9 protein-coding genes, 1 tRNA gene and 1 pseudogene are annotated in these 12748 nt (G+C 33.7%); 7 read left to right on the top strand and 4 right to left on the bottom strand.

What is annotated here, in order from left to right; all coding sequences use genetic code 11:
- The first annotated feature begins 17 nt into the window (after window positions 1–17).
- The 3 genes from GA0061081_RS08390 (at window position 18) to GA0061081_RS08400 (ending at window position 1956) form a co-directional block, all read left to right on the top strand.
- On the top strand, window positions 18–800 hold the full coding sequence (locus GA0061081_RS08390; RefSeq protein WP_091349675.1) for a hypothetical protein: 783 nt from the start codon (window positions 18–20) through the stop codon (window positions 798–800).
- Between the two features lie 211 nt (window positions 801–1011).
- Window positions 1012–1088 (top strand) — tRNA-Arg (locus GA0061081_RS08395).
- A gap of 436 nt (window positions 1089–1524) precedes the next feature.
- Entirely contained in the window at window positions 1525–1956 is a 432-nt protein-coding gene (locus tag GA0061081_RS08400; RefSeq protein ID WP_091349677.1) for a hypothetical protein, read from the top strand.
- Window positions 1957–2214: 258 nt separating this feature from the next.
- Here the strand turns inward: GA0061081_RS08400 and GA0061081_RS08405 are convergent, their stop codons facing one another.
- Together GA0061081_RS08405 and GA0061081_RS08410 are read right to left on the bottom strand one after the other, a co-directional pair.
- Complete coding sequence (locus GA0061081_RS08405) at window positions 2215–2781, bottom strand: LbetaH domain-containing protein (protein ID WP_091349681.1); 567 nt, start codon at window positions 2779–2781, stop codon at window positions 2215–2217.
- Between the two features lie 17 nt (window positions 2782–2798).
- The gene (locus GA0061081_RS08410; RefSeq protein WP_091349685.1) at window positions 2799–2990 is read right to left on the bottom strand and encodes a hypothetical protein; all 192 of its coding nucleotides are present in this window, start codon (window positions 2988–2990) and stop codon (window positions 2799–2801) included.
- Between the two features lie 249 nt (window positions 2991–3239).
- Between GA0061081_RS08410 and GA0061081_RS08415 the strand changes: the two genes are divergently transcribed.
- From GA0061081_RS08415 to GA0061081_RS08425, 3 genes are all read left to right on the top strand, one after another.
- Window positions 3240–3689, top strand: a complete 450-nt coding sequence (locus tag GA0061081_RS08415; RefSeq protein ID WP_091349688.1) for a hypothetical protein — start codon at window positions 3240–3242, stop codon at window positions 3687–3689.
- 409 nt (window positions 3690–4098) lie between these two features.
- Entirely contained in the window at window positions 4099–4749 is a 651-nt protein-coding gene (locus GA0061081_RS08420) for a hypothetical protein (RefSeq protein ID WP_091349692.1), read from the top strand.
- Between the two features lie 834 nt (window positions 4750–5583).
- A complete protein-coding gene (locus GA0061081_RS08425) occupies window positions 5584–7059 on the top strand; it encodes a hypothetical protein (protein ID WP_091349695.1) in 1476 nt (491 codons plus the stop codon).
- Window positions 7060–7781: 722 nt separating this feature from the next.
- Here GA0061081_RS08425 and GA0061081_RS08430 read toward each other — a convergent pair.
- Both GA0061081_RS08430 and GA0061081_RS08435 read right to left on the bottom strand, forming a co-directional pair.
- On the bottom strand, window positions 7782–10085 hold the full coding sequence (locus GA0061081_RS08430; RefSeq protein ID WP_167349335.1) for a TonB-dependent receptor domain-containing protein: 2304 nt from the start codon (window positions 10083–10085) through the stop codon (window positions 7782–7784).
- Window positions 10086–10191: 106 nt separating this feature from the next.
- On the bottom strand, window positions 10192–11043 hold the full coding sequence (locus tag GA0061081_RS08435) for a heme/hemin ABC transporter substrate-binding protein (protein ID WP_091349702.1): 852 nt from the start codon (window positions 11041–11043) through the stop codon (window positions 10192–10194).
- 341 nt (window positions 11044–11384) lie between these two features.
- Between GA0061081_RS08435 and hutW the strand changes: the two are divergent.
- Window positions 11385–12689: pseudogene (gene hutW, locus GA0061081_RS08440) on the top strand (heme anaerobic degradation radical SAM methyltransferase ChuW/HutW); the annotation flags it as partial.
- Window positions 12690–12748 lie beyond the last annotated feature (59 nt).

A 12748-nucleotide genomic window follows, 5' to 3' on the forward strand; every position in this document is an offset into this window, starting at 1 on the left:
TGTAAGGAATACAAAATATGAAGTTAATGATAAGTGCCATATTAATATTAATCAGTTGCTTTGCGCATGCGATAGACTTTAATTATCACTCTGACAACACGCAGTTTTATCTATTAATTAAACAAATTGAATCTCAAAAAACATTACCTAGATTAGATACAGCAAAAGGTAAAGCAATCCTTAGCAAATTCACCGATCCCAAACTTATTGGAAATTTTTCAAACGATAAATTAGACGAACAATTGCAAATCACCAACTATATTAATTATATAGTAGAAATGTATTTAATCTTTTCGCCAAATAAATCAAACCAATTAACGAGCCAAGACCTAACCAATAACCTAAAAAAATTCCAAGCTGAAATCATTCTATTAAGTAATTTTAATATAAAATATTTTGCGGCAATATCACAGCAGGTTAACCAGTTTTATAAAGAACTTCCAGAAGCGGAGAAGGGTGGAGTTATAAAATATAGTACAAAAATGATACAAGCAGAAATGTTAAAATACTATTATGGTGGATTTAAGTGGATGGAACTACCGGACTGTCTAACTGAACAATCCAAACTTAATATTATCACCACTCTAGAACAATCGGCTGAAAATTATGCAAATGTGATAACTGAACAACAAAAGCTACAGATTATCGAAAAGGCTGAAACGCTAATAACCCAACAACCGGCATTTGAAGCACAGTTATCACACATTATTGAAGTGATGAAAAAAAGCAAATGCGAAGAACTATGCCAAATAGCCAACAAAAAAATAAAGCAACCTGAAAAAATAGAGGAAAATAACTAAAATCAAAAACGATTAACAAATAAAGCGCTATATATCAAATAGTCATCAAATCAAATTGCTTATAGGTCGTCTATATTCATGACCAAAACAAAAAATAAACACCTAGATTGGTGATATTTTGACAATCCAACGCAATAAACCATTAAAAATCATTGACGGATAGAAATAGCTTTATATAATACACAGCGTCTAACCAACAAATCCAATCCCAGTCTCCTTAGCTCAGCTGGATAGAGCAACGGCCTTCTAAGCCGTAGGTCACAGGTTCGAATCCTGTAGGGGACGCCATTAAAATCAATAAGTTAAACCAATTTCTAATGTTTTATAAAATTTAACTGCTTAAGTTGGATTTTACAGATTAACTGTGCTTTAATTTTTATTCTGAATAGAATTCAAATTCATTATTATGAAAAGATATCAGATACATTTAAAAGTAGCCGTGTATTTTGCCAAAAATTAAAGATAATTGATAAACAGAATATTAGAGGATAGGAGACATGGCTGCAAATTGAGTTTTCTTATTACTTAACTGAATTAGAAGACAATATTGGGAATGGTTAATGACCATCTAAATACAATAAAAATATCAATGTTCGACGACAGCATCTGATATAAAGAGTATTTGCTAAATGTTATTGAGAAGTATACTAAAAACAAATAATAAATGAGCTATCTAGAATGATTTGTTATAATTTAACTTTATAATAATAAAAAAGGAATAATAATGTTAAAAAGGATAGTTGCATTTTTACTAATGGCATTTGCTTTGTCTGGATGTTCGCCTGAAGTTACAGAAGATATGCTAATTGGGAAATGGATATGTCATAACCAAGGGGTATACAATATAGGAAAAAATGCCAATGACGAAAGAAATTATGAGATAAATGACATCCCCGTAAGATATGAAAAACATGAAGACAACTCAATGACGAAACAATCTTATAATTTAGTACCGGAAAAATTTTCATTTAAACGCTATAGAAAAGAGCATCATAATCTAGATAAAAACATTGAGTATGAATATATATGGGAATATCAATATGTTTCAGATGATGAATTTAAATATGTACACACTTATAGTTCTAGATATATTCAAACAAAAAAACCTAGCGAGCTAGATGTTTGGACAACAACATGTTTTAGGCAAAAAAATTAGCGATCAAAATGGTAGCAATTGTTGAGATACCTATGCTTGTAAATAGCTAATTTATGCTTATATGATGAGAATTGATATAAGGTTCCATCAGTATGTGATAAGAACCTTGAATAAGGTAATTCAGTAAATAATGGATTTTGAGCTACGAGTATCAGACGAAAAGATTAGTTAAAAGAATGAAAAAATAGGGCATTATTAGATCGCATTGATTTAGATGCAGAACCTGAAATCAAGTAGCCAGAAAAACCACCGTAATAATCAATTATTCTGGATAATTGTATTTGTTTTTTGCGTATAAACAGTGCAGTTATCTGGAATATCTTTATTTACAAATGACATTGCACCAATCACGACATTATTTCCTATTTTTATTTTTCCACCTAATATACAGACATTAGCGCCAATAGTAACATTATCCCCCAAAATAAAGCACGCCCCCTCATCTTTACTGCCTATAGTTGTATTTTGTCGTATGCTTAGGTTTTTACCTGCTCTTATGTTGTCATAAAAAACTATTGATGAATAATGCGTAATAGAGAATCCTACATCAATAAAAGTATTTTCTAATCCTATTTCTACAGCGTATCGCACTATTAAATATTTATTTATTTTGTACGCTAGCTTTCTTTGCTTTTTATTTCCATATTTTGCCATTTCACTAGCTAATCGCCACCACGCAATATATGTGTTTTCTTTTTCTATTAATTTTTTTAATAAATGTTTCCAGCTAAATTTTGATTTTTTTAAAAATTCAACGCGCCAACACTCTTTAAGAAAAGTCAAATCATGAGTCATTAAAAATTTAATTATATGTATATATTTCATAGCGCCACTCGATTCAATTAGATGATTGGAATATTAACAAACACACTATCAATCTTCAACTTACAATATTCAACAGCATCATGTAGCATCACAAAATCAGCGATATCGTATAGTGTTTTCTGCGTTTGATAGAATACATAATTGTGCTCGTCGTCGCTGTTGATAATGTAGCACTCGCCTGATAGCTCAATTTCAAAATCTTCGGGCATCATACACATATAAAACGAAAGTAAATTTATTTTGCATTATTTTATGTTGATTGCTTTTTGATGTGAAATTTTGGAGGGTGGGTCGTAAGATGTATAGCAATTATTAGAAAAGATAAAGCCGCTATTATGTTTAATTTATTTCGTTGAATGATTTTAAAAAAATATCTGTATGATTACTTGATGAGGATTTTTCATTGCTATTAATTGATAAGTTTCATACTATTATCTAGATTTAATTAAGGAGATGGTATGAAAAAAATATTTTTAGTTGCTTTTTTGGGAATAATTTTATCTGGTTGTGGTGAAAAACGAGTATCGGATGAAATGTTTGTAGGCGAATGGAGTTGTAAAGTGACATTCTATAACTCTGATTGGAATGGCAATGGTTTTGAGGAATTTAAAAAAAAATATAATGATGAATATGTGTTAATGTCATTTAAATATGAGAATAATTCTTTATATTCTAAAAATCTAAAAACAGGACATTGGGACAAAGAAAGCCTTGTAGAAACTTATGATAATAAAACAAAACAAGAAGAAACGGATTACTTTTTTAGCAAAAAGACACGATCATTACAAAAAGAAAGCAATGATAAATTTATTTTGACTTATGAGCGAGAAACAATAACTAAAGATATCGAATATAGTTCATCGAATAATAAAATTAAAGAAGAGGCAAATTGCACCAGAATGAAATAACAGTTATAGACAAACCCTTTAAGAGGGTTTGTCTATAATATATTTAATATTTTTGTAAGTTAAATAAACATTCTATTTTTATTGGAACAGTGACCAATAATGTGATTTATTTCAGATTGCGTTTAACTTACAAAAATAATTAAAAAGTTAGAAACAATTTGTCAAAATCATCAGACCCAAATTAAGGCTTTTAGCGTTAACAAAATGGTTGATAAATATTTAGTTTTAAGGTCATGAGTTATCAAAGATATTACCTTAAGGCAATTCTAAGCCATAGTTCACAAATTAGAGTTTTGTTGAGGATAAAATTAACATTAATCAAATCAACTTAATAAAAACTAAAATTCTTTCTTTAAATTGAAATATATATTATCCTTTGATTTCACTATAAAAATAACGAGGGAAAATAATGTATAAATTATTAAAATTATCCACTTTTATTATCTGTTCGCTATTAATCACATCGTGTGCACAAGATACTTCAACAAAACAAGCTGATAGCGCAAAAAAAAAGCAAGAAGAATATTTAGCAAAAGCTCGTTTTTATTCAGATGTTGAGCCAAAAGGTAAACAACCTAAGGCTAGGATTACTGTAGTACAAGTGGGCTCAGATGATTTTACTGCAAGCAGATTAAGTGTATTTGACCTAACAAATACAAGCAAATTAGGATATTTCATGGCTTATCGATTTGGTGATGAAACTTATGCGCCCATTGTTACCGACATTCATGGCGTACAGGTTTCGGATGAAAATGCAAAACCAATAAATCAGCTCAATATAGTGCCAGATAAGCCGTTTATTTTTAATGTGGCTGTTTATAGATATAAAAAACAAGAACCGGGATGGTTCCATCGTGGTTACACTGAATTGGTTACATGTAAATGGAATAACAAAAAAATAGTATTTATACCGAAAAAAGATACCGATTACTTGCTATCTATCGGCGCTAAGCCAACAGAGGATAAAAAGAAATTCTTTTGTATATTCAAATTACAAGAGTGGGATAAAAAGACAAAAGAATATAAAGAAACAGCGGTTATGCCGTTACCAGAAAAATAATCGTTTCCAATCTTTTATAGAAAAAAAAACAGCACGATATTTTTTTGCATTATGAATATATAGCACAAACTAAAAATAGTTGCTGATAGTAATAATGAAAAGAGAATATATAATGAATAAAAAATATTAATGGATGATAAATTAAATGTACGAATGGGACTTAGTTAACATATTTTATTTTTTGCTTAGAGTTATCTTTGTTTATGCACCAATGCATTTCTGGTATTTTTATCTTTCCTTATTGATTGTAGGAATTATACTTGTAAAATCAAGTAAGAATAAGTTTTCTTATGGTTTAGGTATTTTTTCTATTATGTTTATTGTCTTTAGTTATGTATATTCAATCGTTTTTTGGATAAAACTATAAAAAAATAATTGCACATACATCGTTATTAGCAATAACCAATTAAAAATCTGTCAGAAAAGATATTGATTTTATTTAGTTTTTTTTTGGTGGTTTTTAGTCAAAAATACCACCAAAACCATACCCCAAAATACGTCAACACAAGCTTAAACTTATCCATTTAACAAAAAAATTAGCACATTATTTTTCAATCGGCTATAATTTAGGCTCCCTTATAGCAAGGGAATGCTCATTAGTTGAGTGGTTAATTTTAAAAAAATAAAATAAAACAAAAAGTTAATTGACAGGATAATCGAAATGCGCTATCATAATCGGCATCTGGCATCTGGCATCTGGCATGCCAAATCTACGCCCTAAATCTTTTTCAATATCACCGTAGTCGAAATCAGACTCAATTCTTATTTTTATCACCAAAGTTATCGAACCTGACTTCATCGCTGAGGTCGAGGAACTTACTTTTCCTAGCTAATTTGTCTAAATTATTCAAGTCATGGTTGGTTTCTGTACCGTTGTTGCTATTGCTGTATTCGCAAAGTTCTCAGGCATTATCGGCGCAAACCACAAAGGTTATTGAGGGGAATGCACCTTATTTAACGTTTGATGGTGGTCGAACTAGGGCGAATTCAGTGGATAGTTTATTGGCTATTACATTGCCTGATGGTAGAACCATCACGCCGTCAACTAATACATCAGACACAACAAATCCGATAAAGTTAATTAACGGAAGAACTTTGGGTGATATAAGCATGTCGGTACCATCATCAACTAATTTATTGAATTTAAATGATTTAGTGAATAGATATCATTATTGGGGAGATGATGATGGAGATGGACAGGGGGCAAATGGCATAACAGCGACGGGGAGTATATCGGTAAGTTTCACTGACAAGAATGGCCATACAGTAAGTCGTAGCGATACATTAGATATATGTGATGCGCCTTATAAGGTAACATTAAGTAGTACTGGAGGCAGCTTAGCTACACAGTATGGCGTGCCGAATAGCAGTATTTTCAGTGGTAGTACGGTGTCGTATTATATCAATCCAAATGAATTGCCAAAAATCTGTTACGTAAGGGTGAATTTGATATATGGCGGTGGTAATCTTGATTTTAGAGATAATCCTAGCCTTGCTGGTCCAGCCAGCATTTGGGATCAAAATAGGGGTTTTTTAGTTCAGTCAACAAGTTTGTCATCTTACGATCTTAATTTTCCGACAACGGGTTTAGATGGTTTGTATTTTGATTTAGATATAGGTGGAGTGGATGGAAGTGAGTTGATGTGGTCTGTTGTTACGAATGGTAGTATAAGGGCAACGGTGAGTTGGACAAGGCCTCATTCTGGTTCATTCATAGATCCGGAGAGAAATAGCAGACCGGCTGATATTTGGATTAGTGATAAATCCCATTATGTAACACGGGTAATGTTAAATGGTCCTAGAGCGGATAGTAATCAGATAAGTTCAGCAAATCCTAGTCCACTAACTGTACCCTCTTTGCCGCAGACTTTTGAGTTGGTGGGAAGGGATAGTCGTGGTAATGAGGTGAGGTATGGATTTGTGTTGAGGCAGTGGTTCGTCAATCGCGGTGGTAAACACGATACCCAGTCTAATCAAATATCTTGGTGTAGCCGTTTGGGTTATCGTCTTGCTAAGGTAAAGGATTTGACTAACGCGAAATGTGGTGTGCATCATTATTTCCCATGCTCTGGAGGCATAGATGGCGCCACGCCTAGGTCATCTGATAATAATTACATGCGTCATATAGGTGCAGGTTTTTTCACTGAGTGGGGCTATATGAACTATTATGCTGATGTGGGTTTCGTCTATAACTACTATTGGGCAAGCGACGTAGCTGGTAGCACTCCGTTTGCTGTCAGTTCTGGCGGCGGTGTTGTTTACAGCTACATAGCGTCCAGTGACCTCTATGCTGTTTGCACCTCACCTTAGCTTTTAGTCCTTTGGCTAAGGGAGGGAAATGATGTAAATAGAGGATAATTTGTCAAAGAACAGCGCTGTCCGCGCTGTTGCGATTGAAAGCTACAGTCTATTCTAGTGTGGTAAGGTTTAGGATGTTTTGACCTTTAGTGAAAAAAATAGTTATAGTGTCCACGTCCGAGTTTAAACAATTAAAGCGAATTCCTTACCTCCCCCCTCGCTTTAAGTTACAGAACATGGTCTGCGGTTACTACGCTACTTATCTCTTTGAAGCCACCTATATTCAAATTTGTTTCAGACAAATTTGTGTTTCCGATTGAAGCATAGCATCGCTATCATTCTTGTTTGACGTGCTGATCTCGCTCGGTTATTGGCACATTATGACGACGGAATAAGATAGGCAACATAACCTTGAGTGGTTTTTATGAGTTACTTTTTATCAAAAGAAACGCAATAATTATCCAAAAATCAGCCAGGAAAGTTATTGATTTTATTGAAGTTTTTATTTTGCTGTTTTTAAACAAATCAATTACTTACATAACTACGGTAGGACGCTGATGACCAACAAGTCCGCAAAATCAACAATAACTTACTCTAGGCAATAGCCATTTAACTGCTAAAGAGTGGTTAATAATTTTATTAAAATTTTTCATGATTTTACCAAAGAAAACGTAAAAAAAAACAACCCGTCTAAACGGGTTGATCCAAAACAACACATCATTTTTGATTTACAATTAAAAATCAATATCCATACCTAATTGGAATGTTCTACCCGGTGCGGTAAACATTTCTAGATATTTATAATTTGATGTTTTGTATAGTTTATTATTACTTAGATAATCCCAGTATTTTTGGTCGGTCAGATTATAAATACCACCGCTTAATTTTACGTTTTTAGTGATATTAATATAACCTGTTAAATCAACAATTCCATGTCCTGCAATTCTAAAATAGTCATCGGTTGAATCTTTGATTGGCTTACCGTCATTGTTGTAGGTTTCACGCGTTGTGCCGTCTGTTTTTTTGCCTTTTTGGAAGGTTGTGGTCAATGCGAAACCATAGTATTTGTTAGGGTCATCCCATGCTAGACCAATGATGCTTTTTAATGGTGATATGGTGTCCATTTCGATATATTTGTCGCCTAGATAGCTAGATTTTGATTTACCTTGGTTGTAGCCGATAGCAAGTCTTGCGCTTAAACCGTTTATAGATTCAAACCATGTGCCTATATTAAATTCACTGCTGAGTTCGGCACCGTAAATGTAGGCTTTATCTCGGTTTTCCGATTGATAAACGATACGGTTACCTGTTCCGACAAAATTCTTTTTGTAACGAGAATAAGCAATGAAGTTTTTGTATTTATTATAAAAAGCTGCCGTTGATAATGTAACGCCTGCCGTTGGTTGTCCTTTTAGTCCTAATTCAAAATTATCACTGGTTTCGGTTTTTAGATTAGAATCACCCACGAGTACATACATTTGGCTATGCGCTAAATATGAACCATATAATTGGTTTTGATTTGGCATTTGTGCGCCACGTTTGTATTGTAAGTAAGTGGTCATATTTGGGGTGATGTCATACATTAATGACATGGATGGTAATATTTTAAAATCACTATTGCCGTTGTACTGTTTGCCAAGTTGACTTGAGTTTATGTTTGTTACACTCATGTTTTCAAGATGACGCGGTTTGGTGTTTTGGTATATTGCTCTTGCTCCTGGGACCAAATAGAAGTTATTGCTGTTATTGACGTTAAAGCTAATACGATCTTCAACAAATCCACCTAATTGATAACTACGGCTATCAGCTTGAGGCTTGGTGTAATCGCCATCCGGAAAGATTCTTCCATATTGTGATTTTGCCGATGTGTAAAATGGTGATTCATCTTTGCTCCATTTTGCATTTAAACCCGCACTGATTTTTTGATTTTCATAATTTTTTAAGAGGGTTGTAATAAAGTTATAAGCCTTGGTGTTGTAGTGTGTTTGTGTGTTGAAATTGCCTCTAGATGTGTGTTTTAAGTCTGTATTATCGTAAACGTGAGTTTGTTGATAATTGAGTTGGGTGGTTAAGCTATCAATCCAGCTAATGTTGGTTGGTTTCCATTGATCTTTGATGGCTAGATTAAAACGGTTATTTTTGCTTCTTTGGTGATCAAAGGATTCGATTTTTTTACCATATTTATCCCATGTGTCGTAATGTGAATTTTTGGTTTTGCCGTTGTAATCAGCAGTGGTATTAAGTAAATGTTCATCATTCATTTGCCATCCGAATCCAGCCAATATTGAATTTGAATGCCAATTTTCTGGGTAATTGTTGATTGAATCACCATGATTGCGACCTTGCTGACCATCACGACGACTTAATACAAGAATGCCATTAAGGTAATCATCACCACCTGCTATGGTTAATCCTTGATGGTAACTTCTATCGGTACTGTCATAATTGTTTTGGAAGCCAAAATAGCTTGTTTTGCCAGGGTATAGGTAGTAACTTGCAGTTTTGGTTTGGAATGATACCGATCCTCCTAATGCATTGTTAGCATTACTAACGGATGTTGCACCTGATTGGATATCGACTTTGTTATACATGTAGGTATCAATATAATCACGCCCAATGCCGTAAGTACCAAATCCAGCTCGACCTACTGAGTTGACGCGTCCTTGTGCGATGGGTAAGGGCATGCCGTCAATGTCGATGGAAACTCGGTTGGCATCTAAACCGCGAATGTTATAGCCAGTAAATCCACCGCGATCCCAACTACTTTTACCACTGCCAGATCCTGAAATGTTCCCCGGCGCTGAAATAAGCGGTTGATAGCGCATAAGTGTGCCAAAATTGGTTCCGCCATCGCGTCTGATTTCTTGTTCAGAAATTTCGGTATTAGTGCCGGTTTTTTTTGTTGCTTCGTGTGCAGTGACTGTCATAACGTCATTGTACTTTTCTTTATCATTATTTTCTGCTGCGATTGCGGGCATGATAAAGGACAAGCTTAAAGCCAATGTGCTAGTTTTTTTAAAATGAGTAAAGTTAAGCATTTTATTCCTTTCAAACATAATAAATTAAATAATACGCTTCAATTGCTTCGCTTAAAATTGTTATAAATTAAATATAATTATTATGTTACAAATTAGTTATCCAATATTATTGAGGATAAAAATGTTGATAAAGTATTTGGGCAACTTCGTCAACTCTTGGTCCAATACCAAAAAGATAGCTATCGTCAATGGCAATAATGCGGTGATTTTTATAAGCCGATGTTTCTGTTATTCCTGCAATAGTATTTAATTTTTCCATTCCACCTAATTGTTCAATTGAATGTTTGTTTAATACAATAATTTCAGGATCCATGGCAATTAGGGATTCCGCTGTATAGGTTTTGTAGCTTGTATGTTTGGCAAGATTTTCCCCTCCTGCGATAGTGATGAGGGCATCGGCGGTGGTATTTTTACCTGCGACCGAATTCGTTCCACCCATGCTCATTAAAAAAAGGACTTTTGGCTTATTAGGGTGATTGCTGATTTTTTCTTGAATTTTTGTTAGGTTGGTTTTTATTTTGTTGATTAACAGTTGCCCTTGTGGTTGTTTATTTAATTTATCGGCAATTTTCTCGATATTAGCATAAAGTAATTCGGTCGTTCCCGGTACTCGTTGTAACGATAAAACATCAACTTTTGCTTGAGTGACTTGGCTTATGATGTTATCAGGCTCGGCATCACTTAATGTAATAAATAGCGAGGGTTTAAGCGATAAGATTCCTTCAATATTTAACAATTTCCAATAACCAATTTGAGGAAGCTGTTTGGCTTTACTAGGATAACTACTTGTTTTGTCTACACCAACAACCTGATCGCCTGCCCCAAGGGCAAAAACGATCTCAGTTAAAGAGCCTCCAGCAATAACAATTCTTTCATTCGCAAAGCTTAAATTAATAAAGCTGTTAAAGCCGAAAATGAATAAAAATAGTCCTAATTTTGCGAAAAAATTTTTCTTCATCGTTTATTTCCTGTTGATTAGTTATTTTTTAATCGAAATACTATAATGAAAATGATAACCATTATCAACAAGGTAACGATATTTATTTTTGCAACGATAAAAATTTCAATAGGATTGCATGATGTTTTGAGAATTTTAATTAGTAGTAAATTTAATTTATTGGACTATTTTTTATAGATTAAAACATCGCCAAATTTGTGCCTAAAAACTTTGTTACAGATATCCAAATAAAAATATACATAAAAATATCAAATTGTTATAAAAAAATAAATAAAAAATATTGCTAAATGATAATAATTATTATTTAATTTATGAAGATTATTTGTTCAAGAATTGTTGTTATGAAATCATTAGATGTTAGTCCTTTTTATGCAGAAAATGCGACTTTACCTTTCAAAAATCGCTGGGCAGTGATGCCTTTGCAAGCCAGTTTACCTTTATCGCCGCAAGATGTTGTACCTCAGTGGCAAATTATCCAAAATACCGCTTTAACAGGTAAAAAACGGTTGATTTATATCCATATTCCTTTTTGTGATATTCATTGCCAATTTTGTGGTTTTTATCAAAATCCATTAAGAAAATTTAATACTGAAACATATATCGATTATTTATTAAAAGAAATATCGCTCGAAATTCACAATAAAGCGATGCAATCAGCGCCTATTCATGCCATTTATTTTGGTGGTGGTACGCCTTCTGCTTTAGCCGCAGGGCAATTAGCGCGCGTTATTCGTTATTTCAAACAGCATGCACCTTTAGCACCCGATTGTGAAATTACAATCGAAGGTCGCATCTCTGATTTTGATGATGAACGTGTTGATAGTTATATTGACGCGGGGGCAAATCGCTTTTCGATCGGAGTGCAAACGTTTAATACTGCAATTAGGCAAAAATTAGGTCGTGAATCGACCGAAGCGCAAATTATTAACCGTTTTGAGCGTATTGCATTGCGTGATAGTGTTGCGTTGGTATGTGATTTAATGTTTGGTTTACCTAATCAAACCGCTCAAACGTGGCAACGAGATTTAGACATTGCCAATAATTTACCTTTAGATGGCGTTGATCTTTATTCGCTCAATTTATTGCCAACCACGCCACTGGCTAAAAGTGTTGAAAATAAGCGCATTGAGATACCATCAGTAATAGATAAATGTGATTTTTACCATCAAGGTGCCGAGTTCCTTGCTAAGCAAGGTTGGGTTCATTTAACCAATTCTCATTGGGCAAAAACCAGCCGTGAACGAAATTTATATAATTTTTTAATTAAACAAGGTTCAAATTTTTTTGCTTTTGGATCTTGTGCTGGTGGGCGTTTAGGTGGTCAATCCTTTATGCTCCATCGTGATTTAAACCAATATTATGCCCAGCTTGATCAAGGAAAGAAACCAATAATGATGTTAACCGGCCAACCATTGGTAGGTGAATGGTTATATCAATTGCAAGCAGGTATTGAAAAGGGGCGAGTTGATTTAACAAAATTAACGCCACACTTTCAATTATTTGAGCCTCTAATTGCTCAATGGCATCAAGTAGGACTTTTAAAAAATAAAGATCATTGCATGTTTTTAACCTTATCGGGGCGTTTTTGGTCAAGCAACATGCTACAAGCTTTGCAGCAATTACTGTTACAACTCAACAATCCAGAATATATTGAATTACAGCAAAAAAGAGCGCAAGCAGGACTATCGAACAATGGTCAATCAGC

Origin of the sequence: Gilliamella bombicola (genome assembly GCF_900094945.1) — a bacterium.
Taxonomy (GTDB): domain Bacteria; phylum Pseudomonadota; class Gammaproteobacteria; order Enterobacterales; family Orbaceae; genus Gilliamella; species Gilliamella bombicola.